Source organism: Streptomyces sp. B21-105, assembly GCF_036898465.1.
Lineage (GTDB): Bacteria > Actinomycetota > Actinomycetes > Streptomycetales > Streptomycetaceae > Streptomyces.
Window position 1 is genome coordinate 7,834,776 of the sequence record NZ_JARUMJ010000001.1, and the last position, 16,858, is coordinate 7,851,633.

The following is a 16,858-nucleotide window of genomic DNA, read 5'->3' on the forward strand; positions in this document are numbered from 1 at the left end:
AGTTGATATTCAGCCATCGCGGCGCGCCTATGTTCGTTTTATCAACAGGAGTGGACACGATCTGACACACCTCCGTCCGTGCACAATTGCATGGATCGCCCCGAGGAAGGTCGTGGTCATGTCGCACCCGCACGTGTCACCCATGGACCAGCCGGACCGCCCCCGGTGGGCGGAGCCGGACCACCGCCCGCGGACGGCCGTCAGCCGTCGCCGGCTGCTCGAAGGGTCGGCCGCCGTTCTCGGCGCGCTCACCCTGTCCGCGCCCACCGCCGCGCGCGCGGCCCTGACGTCCGACGAGGCGGGGGCCGCCGACGGCGCCCCCGAATGGAACGGCCGCATCGACGTCTTCCGGCTGGGCGTCGAGGTCCCGCACACCACCCTCATGCCGTACGCCGACGTCACCCAGGCCCTGACGGCCGACCGCACGCGCTCGCCGTACCGGCTGAGTCTCGACGGCGTCTGGAAGTTCGCGCACGCCGAACGCCCCGACGACCGCGACGCCGACTTCTACCGGACCGACCTGGACGACCGCGGCTGGGACACCCTCCCCGTCCCCTCCGCCTGGCAGCTGCACGGCTACGACCGCCCGATCTACGTCAACATCACCTACCCCTGGTGGGGCCCCAACGGCCTGGGCGAGGAGGCGCAGCCGCCCGCCGCACCCACCCGCTACAACCCCGTCGGCCAGTACCGCCGCACCTTCACGGTCCCGCGCGGCTGGTCCGGACGGCGCACCTTCCTCCACTTCGAGGGCGTCAAGTCCGCCCACTACGTGTGGATCAACGGGGCGCTCGTCGGCTACCACGAGGACTCCTACGACCCGGCCGAGTACGACATCACCGCGCACCTCAAGGAGGGCGTCAACCAGATCGCCGTGGAGGTCTACCGCTACTCCGACGGCGACTGGCTGGAGGACCAGGACATGATCCGGCTGAGCGGCATCTTCCGCTCGGTCTACCTCTACTCCACGCCCGCCGTCCACCTGCGCGACTTCCGGCTGGACACCCCGCTGAGCGACGACTACCGGGCGGCCGAACTGGCGGTCACCGCCAGCGTGCGGGACTACGGCGGCGAGGGCGCCGGCCGGTACGCCGTCGAGACCCAGCTGTACGACGCGAAGGGCCACCCGGTGTGGCCCAGACCGCTGGTCCAGGCCGTCACCCTCGCCGCCGGGGACGAGAGCACCGTCCAGGCCGCGAAGGCCGTGCCCGCGCCGCGCCTGTGGTCCGCCGAACAGCCGAACCTCTACACGGCCGTGCTCCGCCTGCGCGACCCGGCCGGAAAGGTGATCGAAACCCTTTCCCACCGTGTCGGCTTCCGCGAATTCGCGCTCCGGGACGGCCTCATGCGCATCAACGGCCGCCCCGTCTCCTTCCGGGGCACCAACCGGCACGAGATGCACCCCCGGCACGGCTCGGCACTCACCCGCGCCGACATGGTCGAGGACATCCGGATCATCAAGCGGCTGAACATCAACAGCGTCCGCACCTCGCACTATCCCAACAACCCGCAGTGGCTCGAACTCGCCGACGAGTACGGCCTGTACCTCGTCGACGAGACCAACCTCGAGACCCACGGCATCCGCGGCCAGTACCCCGGCAACCACGCCGAGTGGACGACGGCCTGCGTGGCCCGTGCGCAGAACATGGTCCACCGGGACAAGAACCACGCCTCGGTCGTCATCTGGTCGCTCGGCAACGAGGCGGGCGGCGGCACCACGTTCAACGCCATGCACGACTGGATCCGCTCCTACGACACCACGCGCGTCATCCAGTACGAGGGCGACGACCGGCCGGGGATCAGCGACATCCGCTCCGAGATGTACGACAGCCCCTCCCGCGTCGAGGCGAGGGCGAAGGACACCGCCGACACCCGGCCGTACGTGATGATCGAGTACTCCCACGCGATGGGAAACTCCAGCGGAAACTTCAAGAAATACTGGGATCTCGTCCGTCGTCACGACGTGCTGCAGGGCGGCTGGATCTGGGACTTCGCCGACCAGGCCCTGGCCTGGCCCGCTCCCGCCCGCAAGTTGTTCACCGAGTCCGGCCCCGCAGCGCTGCGCGGTGAGGTCATCGCCCCCAGCGGCGGGTTCAGCCGCGACAAGGGCGTCTTCGGCGGCACCGTCTTCGCCCGTGACGCAGGGCTGGACCTGACCGGCTCCCTCACCCTGGAAGCCTGGGCAACCCCGGATGTGACCGGTTACCACCAGCCGATCCTCGCCAAGGGCGACACCCACTACGCCCTGAAACAGACCGACAGGACACTGGAGTTCTTCATCTACGGCAGCGGTCAGTGGGCCGCCGCGAGCTGGGCGCTGCCGGCCGGCTGGACAGGCGCGGAGCACCACGTCGCGGGCGTCTTCGACGCGGCCGCGGGCACCCTGACCCTGTACGTCGACGGCTCGGTCCGCGCCACCCGGACCACCTCGGTGCGCCCCGCCGTCAACACCGCGCCGCTGTCCCTGGCCACCGACGTCGACAACCCCACCCGGGAGTTCAGCGGAACCGTGCGACGGGCCCGGGTGTACGCCCGCGCGCTGAGCGCCGCCGAGCTGGCCTCCGACAGCCGCGGGCCCGGCGACGACGGCGTGCGGTTCTGGTTCGACGCCGCCACCGTCGGCTTCGGTGAGCAGCGGCCCCGCGACAAGACGTTCTACGCCTACGGCGGTGACTGGGGCGACAACCCCAACGACGGAGCGTTCGCCGGCGACGGGATCCTCACCGCCGACCGCGGGCTCACCGGCAAGTCCGCCGAGGTCAAGCGGATCTACCAGGCGATCGGCGCGACCCCCGCCACCGGCGCCCGGCTCGCCCCGGGCGCGGCGGTCACCCTCACCAACGAGAACCTGTTCACCAACCTCCGCGAGTACGACGGACGGTGGGAGCTGGTGGCGGACGGCAAGGTGATGCAGCGCGGAAAGCTGAGCCGCGCCCAGCTGGACGTGGCGCCGCTGTCGACCAAGAACATCACCGTGCCGTTCCGGCTGCCCGCCCGGCCGGCGGCGGGCGCGGAGTACTTCCTGCAGCTGTCGTTCACCACCAGGGAGCACACGAAGTGGGCTAGGGCCGGCTTCGAGGCGGCCCGCGCGCAGCTCGCCGTGGACGCGGGCAGCCCCGCGGTCACCTCCGTGCCGCTGGGCTCGGTCAGGGCACTCGGGTACGAGGACGGCGCGGGGTCGGTCACCGTCACAGGCCGGGGCTTCTCGGTCGTCGTCGACAAGAAGACCGGCCTGATCACCTCCTACCGGGCCGGCGGGATCCGGTTGCTGACCTCGGGGCCGGCCCCCAACTTCTGGCGAGCGCCCACCGACAACGACCGCGGCAACGGCCAGCACACCCGCAACCAGACCTGGCGCGACGCCGGCGCCCGCCGCCGGGTGACCGGCGTGAGCGTGCGGGCGCTGCGCGACCGGGCCGTCGAGATCAGGGTCGCCGGCACCCTGCCCACCACGACAGAATCGACGTACACCACCACCTACACCGTTTTCGGAAACGGCGAGATCAAGGTCGACAACACCCTGCACCCGGGCGCGGCCTCGCTGCCCTACATCCCCGAGGTCGGCACGCTGCTCCTGCTGCCCGGCAGCCTGGAGAACCTGCACTACTACGGCCGCGGTCCCGAGGAGAACCACTGGGACCGCAACGACGCCACCGACGTCGGCCTGTACTCCGGCACCGTCACCGGCCAGTGGACCCCGTATCTGCGCCCGCAGGAGAACGGCAACAGGACGGACGTCCGCTGGGTCGCCCTCACCGACGACGACGGCAACGGCCTGCTCGTCTCCGGGGAGCCGCTCCTGGAGGTCAATGCCTCGCACTTCACCCCCGAGGACCTGTCGGTCGGGGCGCGGCACGACTATCAGCTCACCCCGCGCAAGGAGGTCGTCCTGCGTCTGGCGTACCGGCAGATGGGCGTCGGAGGGGACAACAGCTGGGGCGCGCACACCCACGACGAGTACAAGCTGTTCGCCGACCGCGACTACGCGTACACGTACCGGCTGCGGCCGCTGACGGACGTCACCGAGGCGACGAAGACCTCACGACGGCCCACGGCAACGTCATAGCAATCGGTTTCAGCAACACTGGCACCCAGTACCGGCCGGAAACACCGCGCCGGAAACCCCCGGCAAAGGCTGGAAACACCGGCCACGCTCGGAAACACCGGCAAAGGCTGGAAACACCGGCCAGGCCCGGAAACACCAGCAAGGTCCGGTAACACGGCAAGGTCCGGTAACACCGGACAGAGCAGGAAGGTGGGCACGGTCACCGCGCGCCGGCGTGGGCCGTGCCCACCGGTGCGCTCACCCGCGTGCCGCGTCGCCCGCACCCCCGCCGTCCGCCCGCAGCCACCGCTCGTCCTCGAACTCCGGAGGAACATCGTCCTCCCACGGGTCGATCCCCCGTGCCCTCAGCTCGCCGAACCACCGGTCCCGCTGCGACGCGGGCAGCCGGGTCCCGCACCACGGGCAGTGGGCGATCCCGCTGGTCGCGGTGCCCCCGTCATGGATGATCAGTCCGTACTCCCGGAACTGGGGCACGTACCGCACCAGCGCGTCCGGACAGTCGAAGGGGTCGGGGTGCTCCGCGCACCGCTGGTTCACCTGGCTGTTCATCTCGTCACAACAATGTTCGATCACTCGCGCATTCTCCCCGGCGACGCGGAAGAATCGGACGGGAACGACGCGTCACGCCTCACCTGTCAAGCATCACCCGTCCGCATCACCCGTCACGCACTCCACCGAACTCCACCGAACTCCACCGAACTCCACCGAAAAGGAAACTCCCATGGCCGAGCAGGACGAACGCTTCGACGTCGTGGTCCTCGGGGCGGGCCCCGGCGGCTACGTCGCCGCGGTCCGGGCCGCGCAACTGGGCAAGCGCGTCGCCGTAGTCGAGGAGAAGTACTGGGGCGGCGTCTGTCTCAACGTGGGCTGCATCCCCACCAAAGCGCTCCTGCGCAACGCCGAACTCGCCCACATCTTCACCCGCGAGGCCAAGACCTTCGGCATCAGGGTCGACGGACAGGTCTCCTTCGACTACGGCGAGGCCTACCGCCGCAGCCGCAAGGTCGCCGACGGCCGGGTCAAGGGCGTCCACTACCTGATGAAGAAGAACAAGATCACCGAGCTTGACGGCCGCGGCACGTTCGTGGACGACCGCACCCTCACGGTAACCGGTTACGACGGGGAAACCCGCACCATCGGTTTCGACCACTGCATCATCGCCACCGGGGCCACCCCCAAACTGCTCCCCGGCACCAAGCGCACCGCCCGCGTGGTGACGTACGAGGAGCAGATCCTCGCAGACGACCTCCCGCAGTCGATCGTCGTCGCGGGCGCCGGCGCGATCGGCATCGAGTTCGCGTACGTCCTGCACAACTACGGCGTGAAGGTCACGATCGTCGAGTTCCTGGACCGTATGGCGCCCCTGGAGGACGCCGAGGTGTCCGCCGAACTCGCCCGCCAGTACCGCAAGCTGGGCATCGACGTCCTCACCTCCACCCGCGTCGACGCGATCGACGAGTCCGGCCCCCAGGTCCGTGTCACCGTCACCGGCAAGGACGGCGCCCAGCAGGTCCTCGAGGCCGACAAGGTCCTCCAGGCGATCGGCTTCGCCCCCAACGTCACCGGTTACGGCCTGGAGCACACCGGGGTCGCGGTCACCGAACGCGGCGCGATCGACGTCGACGGCCGCTGCCGCACCTCGGTCCCGCACATCTACGCCATCGGCGACGTCACCGCCAAGCTGATGCTCGCGCACACCGCCGAGGCGATGGGCATCATCGCAGCCGAGACCATCGCCGGCGCCGAGACCATGGAGCTCGACTACGCCATGATCCCGCGCGCCACGTTCTGCCAGCCCCAGATCGCCAGCTTCGGCTACACCGAGGCCCAGGCCCGCGAGCTCGGCTACGACGTCAAGGTCGCCAAGTTCCCGTTCACCGCGAACGGCAAGTCGCACGGCCTCGGCGACACCACCGGCTTCGTCAAGCTCATCAGCGACGCCAAATACGGCGAACTCCTCGGCGGCCACCTCATCGGCCCCGACGTCACCGAACTCCTCCCCGAACTCACCCTCGCCCAGCAGTGGGACCTCACCGTCCACGAGGTCGCCCGCAACGTGCACGCCCACCCGACCCTGAGCGAGGCCGTCAAGGAAGCCGTGCACGGCCTGGCCGGCCACATGATCAACATGTAGTCGCACGCGCCGCGGGCGGCGTGGCCGTTCACCCGAACGGCCACGCCGCGCTCGCCGCCGCCACACGCCCGGGGTGTGCTGGCACCCACCGGACCCGACAGGGACCGGGCGGAGCCGACGGCGAGGGAGTGCGGCATGTCGGACAGCGGTGTTCCCGCCGACGTGGAACTGGAGCTGCTCCGGGCCCGCGTCGCCGCACTGGAGGCGGAGCGCAGACGTCCGCCCGCCCACCACCGGGTCCGCTCGACCCTGGCGGTCGTCCTGATCGTCCTCGGCTGTGTCCTGGCCCCGCTCGGGCTGGTGGCGGCCTGGACGTCCAGCATCGTGGGCGACACCGGCCGCTACGTCGACACCGTGCGCCCGCTGGCCGCCGACAAGGACGTCCAGAACGCGGCCGCCGACCGCGTCACCGACGTGCTGATGCAGCGCATCGACCTCACCGCGCTCCTCCAGGACGCCGCCCCCGCCCAGCGGCCCCTGCTGGAGAAGGCCCTCGGCAGGCTCGGCCCGGCGCTCGAGGACGCCGTCCGCAGCTTCGTGCACGACAAGGCGCAGGCGGTCGTCGCCTCCGACGCCTTCCAGAAGATCTGGACCGACGCCAACCGCAGGATCCACAGCTCCGTCGAGAAGGCCCTCACCGGCAGCGGCGGCGGCGCGGTGAAGATCGAGAACGACACGGTGACGCTCGACCTCGCGCCGGTCGTCGACCAGGTCAAGCAACGTCTCGTCGACTCCGGCGTGACGATCGCGGGCAAGATCCCCGAGATCCACACCGACTTCACCCTCGTCAGGTCCGAGGACATCGGCAAGGTCAAGACCTACTTCCGGGTGCTGCAACTGGTGGGCTTCTGGCTGCCCGTCGTCGCGGTCCTGCTGGTCGCGGCCGGCGTCCTGCTGTCGGCCCACCGCCGCCGCGTCCTGATCGTCGCCGCGCTCTGCTTCGCCTTCGCCGCGCTCCTCCTGGGCGTCGCGCTGACCGTCTTCCGAGCCGTCTACCTGGACGCCCTGCCGTCCGGCGTCTCCCAGCCGGCCGCCGGGTCCGTGTACGACACGCTCGTGCGCTTCCTGCGCACCTCCGTGCGGTCGGTGGTCGCCGTCGGCGTGGTCGTCGCCCTCGCCGCCTGGCTGACCGGGCCCGGCCGGCACGCCGCTCTCGTACGGCGGCTGTGGCACTCGGGCATCGGCGCCGTCCGCACGACCGCCGAGCACGCCGGAATGCGCACCGGCCCCGTCGGCCCGTTCGTGGACCGCTACCGCACCTGGATCACGTGGATCCTGGCCGCGGGAGCCGTCCTGGCCTTCCTCCTGTGGCCCTACCCGACGGGCTGGGTCGTCGTCGGTCTCGCCCTCGCCCTGCTCTTCGCGCTCGCGGTCGTCGACTTCCTGGCGACCCGGCCCCGCCGAAAGGACCTCCCCGCATGAGCGCGCACCCCCCGGCCGGCGACCCGCACGGCGAGATCGGCACCGCGTGGTCCGCGCCGCGCGGCGGATCGCGCCCGCCCGCCCCGGGCCACGGACGGCTCGGCGACGGCATCGTCTTCGCCGGCGTCCTGATGCTCTGCGCAGGCGTGCTCGCCGTCCTCCAGGGCATCGCGGCCATCGCCGAGGACGACGTCTACGCCCGCGTCGGCTCCTACGTCTACGAGCTCAGCCTCACCGGCTGGGGCTGGATCCACGTCGTGCTGGGCGCCCTCGCCGCCGTGACCGGCGCGGCCCTGCTCAGGGGGATGGCCTGGGCCCGCTTCACCGGCGTCTTCCTCGCCGCGCTGAGCCTCGTCCTGCAGTTCCTGTTCCTGCCGTACGAGCCGCTCTGGTCGATCGTCGTCATGGCGATCGACGCCTTCGTGATCTGGTCCCTGATCTCCTGGCAGACCCGGGGCCCCGCGCCGACCCGCTGAGCCGCGCCGACCCGCGGCCGCCCAGGCCCGCGGAGCCGCGGGTCTGGACCACTCGGCGGCGCAGGCCGTGGAACCGACGCAGGCCCGCGGAGCCACGCCGCATCGCTGACCGGCAGGCCCGCGGACCCGCGCCGCGCCGTGGAGCCGCCGCCTGAGCCGTGCCGGACCGCTGGACAGCGCAGGGCCGTGGAGCCCGCGCACAACCCCTGGGCCGCGCAGGTCCGCGCCCGCGCCGCACCACCGACCGGTGCAAGGCTCGTGGCCCCGCGCACGACCCGCCGAGCCGCGCCGCACCGCCGCCCGGTGCAGGCCCGCCGACCGGCGCACGACCGTGGAGCTGCGCAGGGCCGTGGAGCCGCGCGGGCCTGCCGACCGGTGCAGGCCCGCGGCCCCGCGCGCGACCCGCTGAGCCGCGCCGCACCACCGACCGGGGCACGCCCACCGACCGGGGCACGCCCACCGACCGGGGCACGCCCGCCGACCGGGGCACGCCCGGCGACCGGGGCACGCCCGGCGACCGGGGCACGCCCGGCGGGCGGCGCAGGGCCGGCGGGCGGCGCAGGGCAGGCGACGCTGATGTCGGATTTCCGCCAGCGTCGGAGTGGTTCCGGGACGATGCTGGACCCATGCAGAACGGGATGCACACCGACCGCGAGCGCTGTGTGCGCGCCGTCCGGTCCAAGGACGCGCGCTTCGACGGCTGGTTCTTCACCGCCGTCCTGACCACCGGCATCTACTGCCGGCCGAGCTGCCCCGCGGTGCCGCCCAAGCCGGAGAACATGGTCTTCCAGCCGAGCGCAGCCGCCTGCCAGCAGGCCGGTTTCCGCGCCTGCAAGCGCTGCCGGCCCGACACCAGCCCCGGCTCCCCGGAGTGGAACCAGCGAGCCGACCTCGTCGCCCGGGCCATGCGACTGATCGCGGACGGCGTCGTCGACCGCGAAGGCGTCCCCGGGCTCGCCGCCCGGCTCGGCTACAGCACCCGTCAGGTCGAACGCCAACTCGCCGCCGAACTCGGCGCGGGGCCGCTCGCGTTGGCCCGCGCCCAGCGCGCCCAGACCGCCCGCCTCCTCATCGAGACCACCGAACTGCCCATGGCGGACGTCGCGTTCGCCGCCGGTTTCGCCTCCGTACGCACCTTCAACGACACCGTGCGCGAGGTGTTCGCCCTCGCTCCCGGCGAACTGCGCGCCCGCGTCCCGCGCAAGGACACCCCGGCCGGCCCGACGACGCCCGGAACGCTCGCCCTGCGCCTCCCCTTCCGCGCCCCCCTCAACCCCGACAACCTGTTCGGACATCTCGCCGCGACCGCAGTCCCCGGCGTGGAGGAGTGGCGGGACGGCGCCTTCCGGCGCACGCTGCGGCTGCCGTACGGGCACGGCGTCGTGGCGCTCACCCCGAACCCCGACCACATCGGCTGCCGTCTCACCCTCAGCGACCTGCGCGATCTCACCGTCGCCATCAGCCGCTGCCGGCGGATGCTCGACCTGGACGCCGACCCGGTCGCCGTCGACGACCAACTGCGCACGGACCCGCTGCTCGCGCCCCTGGTGGACAAGGCGCCCGGCCGGCGTGTGCCGCGCACGGTCGACGAGGCGGAGTTCGCCGTACGCGCCGTGCTCGGCCAGCAGGTCTCCACCGCGGCCGCCCGCACCCACGCCGCCCGCCTGGTCACCGCACACGGCGACCCGGTGGACGATCCCGAGGGCGGCCTCACCCACCTCTTCCCGGCCCCCGAGGCTCTGGCCGAGCTCGACCCCGAGTCCCTCGCCATGCCCCGCATCCGCCGCACCACCTTCACCACCCTCGTGCGCGAACTCGCCGCCGGCACCCTGCGCCTCGGCGCGGAGAGCGACTGGCCCGAGGCCCGCGCCAGACTCCTCGCGCTGCCCGGATTCGGTCCCTGGACCACCGACGTCATCGCGATGCGCGCCCTCGGCGACCCCGACGCCTTCCTGCCCACCGACCTCGGAATCCGGCGCGCCGCACAGGAGTTGGGCCTGCCCTCGACCCCGGCGGCGCTCACCGCACGGGCGGCGGCCTGGCGCCCCTGGCGCGCGTACGCCGTCCAGTACCTCTGGGCGACCGACAGCCACCCGATCAACTTCCTTCCGGTATAAGGATGTTCCGTGAAGCAGCACACGATCTTCGACAGTCCGTACGGCCCGCTCACCCTCGTCGCCGACGACGGCGTCCTGTGCGGCCTCTACATGACCGACCAGCGCCACCGGCCGCCCGAGGAGGACTTCGGCGCCCGGGACGACACTCGCTTCGGGGCCGCCGAGGAGCAGCTGACGGCCTACTTCGCGGGCGAGCTCACCGAGTTCACCCTCGAACTGCGCCTGCACGGAACCCCGTTCCAGCGCAGCGTCTGGGCCGGGTTGCGCAGGATCCCCTACGGTGAGACCCGCAGCTACGGCGAACTCGCCGACAACCTCGGCAGTCCGGGCGCCTCCCGCGCCGTGGGCCTCGCCAACGGCAAGAACCCCATCGGCATCATCGTGCCCTGTCACCGTGTGATCGGCGCCGGCGGCGGCCTCACCGGCTACGGCGGCGGACTGGACCGCAAGCGCCGTCTGCTGGACTTCGAGAGCGCCGCCGCCGCGGCCGAGCGGACCTTGTTCTAGGCGTGCCAGGCGTCGCCGGGCAGACGGGACTTTCGAAACACGCCCTGGGCCCACCCTGGGCCCGTCCATCTGGGGTGCGCCTCGTGGCCCGCCCGCCCGGAAGGGCTCTACGCGTTCTCCTTCGCGAGGGTGCGCAGGAGTCGCGGCAGGGCGGTGCCGATGGGCTCGCGGATCACGTCGTCGGCGATGTCGTCGTACGGTGTCGGCTCGGCGTTGACGACGATCAGGCGGGCTCCGTGATCGGCGGCGACGCCGGCGAGTCCCGCGGCGGGCTGTACGCGCAGGCTGGTGCCGACGGCGATGAACACGGTGCAGGCCTTGCTGATCGCGAGCGCCTCGCCGAGGACGACCGGGTCGAGCCGCTCGCCGAACATGACGGTGGCCGACTTGAGGATTCCGCCGCACTGCGGGCAGCGCGGGTCGTCCTCGCCGGCCTCCAGGCGGGCCAGGGCGTCCGCCATCGGCCCGCGGACCCGGCACTTCGTGCACACGACGCTGCGGGCGGTGCCGTGCAGCTCCAGGACCTTGCGGGCCGGCACGCCGGCGAGTTGATGGAGCCCGTCCACGTTCTGGGTGATCACTCGTACGGGGACCCCGGACTTCTCGAGCTCGGCGACGGCCAGGTGCGCGGCGTTCGGCTCGGCCTGCAACGCCTGGCTCTTGCGCCGCATCTGCCACGAGCGCCGCCGGATCTCCGGGTCGCCCATGTAGTGCTCGTAGGTGACGAGCTTCTCCGCCTCCGGGTCCCGTCGCCACAGCCCGTTCGGTCCGCGGTAGTCAGGGATGCCGGAATCGGTGGAGACGCCTGCACCGCTGAGGATGGCGACAAGGGGCTTGCTCATGTGCTCGAGCGTAGGGCGGGCGTTCGACGGCCGCGAGCGTATTGGAAGCCCGGGTTGCCTGCCCGGATACTGCCCGGGGCGGGGTGTCCGGTGCTACCTTCCCGGGATGGCCAAGGTATCCGTCTCGCTCGACGCCGAACTCGTCGTCGAGGTCATGGTGCTCACGGGTGTGGGCAGCCCCCAGGACGCCGTCGAGCTGGTCGTGCGCGACTACATCGCCCGCGGTCACCGCACGGAGGCCCGCACGGCCGTCCGTGACGAGGCGCTGCGCGAGGTGGACGGCAAGCCGCGCGACGTCGAGGGCTGAGAGCTCAGTCCACCGGACGGCCGTTCTCCGGCTCGGCCGTCACCGAGCCGTCCGCCAGGGCGTCCAGGGCGGCCGGCACCCGGTGGCCCAGCGGTGCTGGCGGCGGTCATCCCGGAAGCGTAACCGGCGGGGCGCGTCTCCCGCGCCTCTCCCGCGCGTCTCCCGCGCCTCTCCCGCGCGTCTCCCGCGCCTCTCCCGCGCGTCTCCCGGGCGGTCCTGGGGCGGGTCCAGGGGCCGGGCACCGCATGACGGCGCGGGCCCGCTGCGGTTAAGGTCACAACGGCGCGACCGGCCCCGATGCGCGCGGGGCCCGGAGAGCAAGGGGATGGCAAGGTGACGGACGCTGCACGGCAGGGCACCCGACGACGGGTGCTGGTGGCCGCGGACAAGTTCAAGGGCTCGCTGACGGCCGTGGAGGTCGCCGAGCGGGTGACGGTCGGGCTGCGCCGGGCCGTGCCGGACGTCGAGGTGGAGGCGCTGCCCGTCGCCGACGGCGGCGACGGGACGGTCGCCGCGGCGGTCGCGGCCGGCTTCGAACGCCGCGAGGCGCGGGTCGCCGGGCCGCTCGGCCAGGAGGTGACGGCCGCGTTCGCGGTGCGCGGCGACACCGCGGTGGTGGAGATGGCGGAGGCGAGCGGACTGCAACGGCTCCCGGCAGGCGTCCTCGCCCCGCTCACGGCGTCGACGTACGGCTCGGGCGAGCTGCTGCGGGCCGCGCTCGACGCGGGCGCGGCGACGATCGTGTTCGGCGTCGGCGGCAGCGCGAGCACGGACGGCGGAGCGGGCATGCTCTCGGCGCTCGGCGCGCGGTTCCTCGACGAGGACGGCGAGCCGGTGCCGCCGGGCGGCGGCGGCCTCGCGCGGCTGGCCCGCGCGGACCTGTCGGCCCTGGACCCCCGCCTCGCCGCCGTGGAACTGGTGCTGGCGAGCGACGTCGACAACCCGCTGACCGGTCCCAAGGGTGCGCCGACGGTGTACGGCCCGCAGAAGGGCGCCTCGCCGGACGACGTCGAGACGCTGGACGCGGCGCTCGCGCACTACGCGCGCGTGCTGGAGGAGTCGGTCGGGCCGCGGGCCGCCGAGTACGCCGACGCGCCGGGCGCCGGCGCCGCGGGCGGCATCGGTTACGGGGCGTTGCTGGTCGGCGCCCGCTTCCGCGCCGGGATCGAGGTCATGCTCGACGTGCTGGGCTTCGCGCCGGCGCTGGAGCGGGCCGAGCTGGTGATCACGGGGGAGGGCTCGCTGGACGAGCAGACCCTGCACGGCAAGGCGCCCGCGGGTGTCGCCGCCGCCGCCCGGGCGGCCGGCAAGGAGGTCGTCGCCGTCTGCGGCCGCCTCGCGCTGCCGCCGGCCGAGCTGGGACGGGCCGGCATCCGCCGGGCGTACCCGCTCACCGACGTCGAGCCGGACGTCGCCACGTGCATCGCGGACGCGGGACCGATCCTGGAGCGCGTCGCCGAGCGGATCGGCCGCGACTTCCTGAGCTGACCGGCGACGGCACGCGGAGCGGCAGCAAGGCGAGCAGAAAAGGCGAGCAGAAAAGGCGGAGGGGCCCGAACCATCAGGTTCGGGCCCCTCCGCCGTCGTACGATCGCGGGTGCTTACGGCAGCTGTCCCGCGCGTGCCTCGCGGCGGTTGTCGCGGAAGTTGTTCACCCGGCGGGCCGTGGCGAACAGCGGGATGACCGCGCCCATGACCAGCTGCAGCGCGCAGCCCGTCTGGAGCAGCAGCTGACCGCTCGGCGCGTCGAACGCCCAGGCCGCCAGCAGGCCCATCGACAGCACGATCCAGATGAGCACCGCACCGGCGAGGCGGCCCCGCGGCTTCGGGTACTCGACCCGGCTCACCATCAGCCAGGCAGTGCCCAGGATGGCCATCAGGGTCGCCTCGAACGGCAGGCCGAGCAGCACGATCGAGACGACGGTGAGCGCGCCGAACGGCGACGGCATGCCCTGGAAGGTGCCGTCCTTGACGGTGACGCACGAGAATCTCGCGAGCCGGAGCACCACCGCCAGCAGGACCACGATCGCGCCGACCGCCGCCACCCGTTGATGGGCGTCGTCGGCGACCATGCCGTAGACGAGGACGAAGTACGCCGGGGCCAGACCGAAGCTGATCAGGTCCGACAGGTTGTCCAGCTCCGCGCCCATCGGGGAGGAGCGCAGCTTGCGCGCGACCAGGCCGTCGAAGAGGTCGAAGATCGCCGCGCAGAGCATCAGGATGACCGCCGTGGCCGCGCTGTGGCGGGCCATGCCGGATTCCTGGCTGCCGGTGAGGTGCGGGATCAGGATGCCGGTGGTGGTGAAGTACACCGCCATGAAGCCGCACGTGGCGTTGCCGAGGGTGAGCGTGTCCGCTATCGACAGACGCAGCGAGAGCGGCATCTCCTCGTCGTCGTCCACCTCGTCGGCCTCGGGCACCCAGCCCGCCTGGGTCTCCGGGTCAATCACGGTCAATGCGAGTCACCCCTGCCACGGTCTTCTGCCCCACCTCGACCGCGACGTCCACGCCCTCGGGCAGGTAGATGTCGACACGCGAGCCGAAGCGGATCAGGCCGATCCGCTCGCCCTGCTCGACCTTCGTGCCCTCGGGGATGTAGGGGACGATGCGGCGGGCCACGGCTCCGGCGATCTGGATCATCTCGATGTCACCGAGCTCGGTGTCGAAGTGCCAGACCACGCGCTCGTTGTTCTCGCTCTCCTTGTTGAACGCCGGCACGAATCCGCCGGGGATGTGCTCGACCGACGTCACGGTGCCGGCCAGCGGCGCGCGGTTGACGTGGACGTTGAGCGGGCTCATGAAGATCGCGACCCGGGTGCGCCCGTCCTTCCACGGCATGATGCTCTGCACCACGCCGTCGGCGGGGGAGATGACCCGGCCCTCCGCGATCTCGCGCTCGGGGTCGCGGAAGAACCACAGCATGCCCGCCGCGAGAGCGGTGGCGGGCACGGCGACGGCCTTGGCGGCGCCCGAGCGACGGGCGCGCAGGAGGCTGACGGCTGCGGTGGCGACGGTCGGCAGAAGCCACGGCGATGCTCCGCGCGCGAGGCGTGCGCCTACCAGGCTGTCGCGGTGTGCAGAGGTTTGGCTGTGGGGCATGGATGACCTTCGTAGCGGATGATGCCGCGCTTCGACGGGGGGACGGCGGCTTTCCGCGATCGTAGCGGTTCGGGGCCACAACTGGGTAAGTCAGGAAGCCGAGTCGACAGCACAGGGAAGTTGACGGGGTGTGATCTTCTTCTCGAAGAAAACACCCCCAACTGGGACAATCAGCCCTGGAACCGATACTCCTCGAGCAACCGGCGACCGATGATCATTTTCTGGATTTCGGCGGTGCCTTCACCGATCAGCAACATCGGGGCCTCCCGGTAGAGGCGCTCGATCTCGTACTCCTTGGAGAAACCGTAGCCCCCGTGGATACGGAAGGAGTCCTCCACGACCTCTTTGCAGTATTCGGAGGCGAGGTACTTCGCCATCCCCGCCTCGAGGTCGTTTCGTTCTCCGGAGTCCTTTTTGCGTGCGGCGTTCACCATCATCGCATGAGCGGCCTCGACCTTGGTAGCCATCTCGGCCAGCTTGAACTGGATCGCCTGGTGCTGGGCGATCGGCTTGCCGAAGGTGTGGCGCTGCTGGGCATAGCCGACGCCCAGCTCGAAGGCACGGTGAGCGACGCCGCAGCCACGTGCCGCGACGTTCACGCGGCCCACCTCGACGCCGTCCATCATTTGGTAAAAACCTCGGCCGGTGGCTCCGCCGAGCACGCTGTCGGGGGAAAGCCGCAGGCCGTCCATGATGAGCTCGGTGGTGTCGACGCCCTTGTAGCCCATCTTGTCGATCTTGCCGGGGATGGTCAGGCCGGGGCGGACCTCGCCGAAGCCGGGCTCCTTCTCGATCAGGAAGGTCGTCATCGACTTGTGGGGGGCCGTCCCCTCGGGGTGTCCTTCGTCACTTCGCACCAGAACGGCCACCAGGGACGACGTTCCGCCGTTCGTCAGCCACATCTTCTGGCCGTTGAGGACGTACTCCTCGCCGTCCTTCACCGCCTTCGACGTGATCGCCGACACGTCCGAGCCGAGACCCGGCTCCGACATCGAGAACGCGCCCCGGATGTCGCCGGCCGCCATGCGCGGCAGGTAGTGGTCCTTCTGCTGCTGCGTGCCGTGCTGCTTGAGCATGTACGCCACGATGAAGTGCGTGTTGACGATGCCGGAGACGGACATCCAGCCGCGGGCGATCTCCTCGACGCACAGGGCGTAGGTGAGGAGCGACTCGCCGAGACCGCCGTACTCCTCGGGGATCATCAGACCGAACAGGCCCAACTCCTTGAGGCCGTCGACGATTGCCTGCGGGTACTCGTCGCGGTGCTCCAGCTCGGTGGCGACCGGGATGATCTCCTTGTCCACGAAGTCGCGGACGGTGGAGAGGATCTCCTGCTGGACGTCGGTCAGACCGGCGGTCTGGGCGAGGCGGGCCATCGATCAGCCTTCCTGAAGTTCCGGGCGGCCGGGCTGCTCGCCGCCGCGCTCCTTGATGTACGTCTCGGTCGGCACCATCACCTTGCGGCGGAACACGCAGACCAGCGTGCCGTCCTGCTTGTAGCCCTTGGTCTCGACGTGGACGATGCCGCGGTCGTTCTTCGACTTCGACGGCCACTTGTCGAGCACGGTCGTCTGGCCGTAGATCGTGTCGCCGTGGAACGTCGGGGCGATGTGCTTGAGCGACTCGATCTCCAGGTTGGCGATCGCCTTGCCGGAGACGTCCGGCACGGACATGCCGAGCAGCAGCGAGTAGATGTAGTTGCCCACGACGACGTTCTTGCCGAAGTCGGTCGTCTTCTCCGCGTAGTTGCTGTCCATGTGGAGCGGGTGGTGGTTCATGGTGAGGAGGCAGAACAGGTGGTCGTCGTACTCCGTGACCGTCTTGCCGGGCCAGTGCTTGTACGTCGCCCCGACCTCGAACTCCTCGTAGGTGCGTCCGAACTGCATGG

Annotated in this window: 14 protein-coding genes; 8 read left to right on the top strand and 6 right to left on the bottom strand. The window is 71.4% G+C overall.

All coding sequences use genetic code 11. The annotated features are described in order from the left end of the window. The first annotated feature begins 118 nt into the window (after positions 1 to 118). A complete protein-coding gene (locus tag QA802_RS35065) occupies positions 119 to 4,066 on the top strand; it encodes a glycoside hydrolase family 2 TIM barrel-domain containing protein (protein ID WP_334531386.1) in 3,948 nt (1,315 codons plus the stop codon). A 237-nt stretch (positions 4,067 to 4,303) separates the two neighbouring features. Here QA802_RS35065 and QA802_RS35070 read toward each other — a convergent pair whose 3' ends face one another. Then, positions 4,304 to 4,639, bottom strand: a complete 336-nt coding sequence (locus tag QA802_RS35070) for a DUF6980 family protein (RefSeq protein ID WP_443042220.1) — start codon at positions 4,637 to 4,639, stop codon at positions 4,304 to 4,306. A gap of 148 nt (positions 4,640 to 4,787) precedes the next feature. Here QA802_RS35070 and lpdA point away from each other — a divergent pair, with 148 nt between their 5' ends. The 5 genes from lpdA (at position 4,788) to QA802_RS35095 (ending at position 10,722) form a co-directional block, all read left to right on the top strand. Continuing rightward, complete coding sequence (lpdA, locus tag QA802_RS35075) at positions 4,788 to 6,200, top strand: dihydrolipoyl dehydrogenase (protein ID WP_334531392.1); 1,413 nt, start codon at positions 4,788 to 4,790, stop codon at positions 6,198 to 6,200. Between the two features lie 135 nt (positions 6,201 to 6,335). Beyond that, entirely contained in the window at positions 6,336 to 7,622 is a 1,287-nt protein-coding gene (locus QA802_RS35080) for a hypothetical protein (protein ID WP_334531395.1), read from the top strand. Further along, positions 7,619 to 8,098, top strand: a complete 480-nt coding sequence (locus QA802_RS35085) for a DUF7144 family membrane protein (protein WP_334531398.1) — start codon at positions 7,619 to 7,621, stop codon at positions 8,096 to 8,098. Before QA802_RS35080 ends, QA802_RS35085 begins: the two co-directional genes overlap by 4 nt. A gap of 638 nt (positions 8,099 to 8,736) precedes the next feature. Next, on the top strand, positions 8,737 to 10,215 hold the full coding sequence (locus QA802_RS35090) for an AlkA N-terminal domain-containing protein (RefSeq protein ID WP_334535064.1): 1,479 nt from the start codon (positions 8,737 to 8,739) through the stop codon (positions 10,213 to 10,215). A gap of 9 nt (positions 10,216 to 10,224) precedes the next feature. Then, a complete protein-coding gene (locus QA802_RS35095) occupies positions 10,225 to 10,722 on the top strand; it encodes a methylated-DNA--[protein]-cysteine S-methyltransferase (protein WP_334531401.1) in 498 nt (165 codons plus the stop codon). A 107-nt stretch (positions 10,723 to 10,829) separates the two neighbouring features. On the opposite strand, the gene QA802_RS35100 is transcribed toward QA802_RS35095, so the two are convergent. Then, positions 10,830 to 11,564, bottom strand: coding sequence for an SIR2 family NAD-dependent protein deacylase (locus QA802_RS35100; RefSeq protein ID WP_334531404.1), 735 nt, complete (start codon positions 11,562 to 11,564; stop codon positions 10,830 to 10,832). 106 nt (positions 11,565 to 11,670) lie between these two features. Here QA802_RS35100 and QA802_RS35105 point away from each other — a divergent pair, with 106 nt between their 5' ends. Further along, positions 11,671 to 11,871, top strand: coding sequence for a type II toxin-antitoxin system VapB family antitoxin (locus QA802_RS35105; RefSeq protein ID WP_319170293.1), 201 nt, complete (start codon positions 11,671 to 11,673; stop codon positions 11,869 to 11,871). Positions 11,872 to 12,240: 369 nt separating this feature from the next. Next, positions 12,241 to 13,359, top strand: coding sequence for a glycerate kinase (locus tag QA802_RS35110; protein ID WP_334535066.1), 1,119 nt, complete (start codon positions 12,241 to 12,243; stop codon positions 13,357 to 13,359). A gap of 113 nt (positions 13,360 to 13,472) precedes the next feature. Here the strand turns inward: QA802_RS35110 and pssA are convergent, their stop codons facing one another. The 4 genes from pssA to QA802_RS35130 all read right to left on the bottom strand — a co-directional run bounded on the left by pssA (position 13,473) and on the right by QA802_RS35130 (position 16,856). Continuing rightward, positions 13,473 to 14,291 (bottom strand): CDP-diacylglycerol--serine O-phosphatidyltransferase, encoded by an 819-nt coding sequence (pssA, locus tag QA802_RS35115; RefSeq protein WP_266728994.1) that lies wholly within the window; start codon positions 14,289 to 14,291, stop codon positions 13,473 to 13,475. Positions 14,292 to 14,313: 22 nt separating this feature from the next. Beyond that, positions 14,314 to 14,970, bottom strand: a complete 657-nt coding sequence (locus tag QA802_RS35120) for a phosphatidylserine decarboxylase (protein ID WP_057582234.1) — start codon at positions 14,968 to 14,970, stop codon at positions 14,314 to 14,316. Between the two features lie 170 nt (positions 14,971 to 15,140). Beyond that, positions 15,141 to 16,346 carry an acyl-CoA dehydrogenase family protein gene (locus tag QA802_RS35125; RefSeq protein WP_334531408.1) on the bottom strand — a complete coding sequence of 402 codons (1,206 nt, stop codon included), beginning with the start codon at positions 16,344 to 16,346 and terminating at the stop codon, positions 15,141 to 15,143. Positions 16,347 to 16,349: 3 nt separating this feature from the next. Further along, on the bottom strand, positions 16,350 to 16,856 hold the full coding sequence (locus tag QA802_RS35130) for a MaoC family dehydratase (protein WP_334531411.1): 507 nt from the start codon (positions 16,854 to 16,856) through the stop codon (positions 16,350 to 16,352). Positions 16,857 to 16,858: the final 2 nt, after the last annotated feature.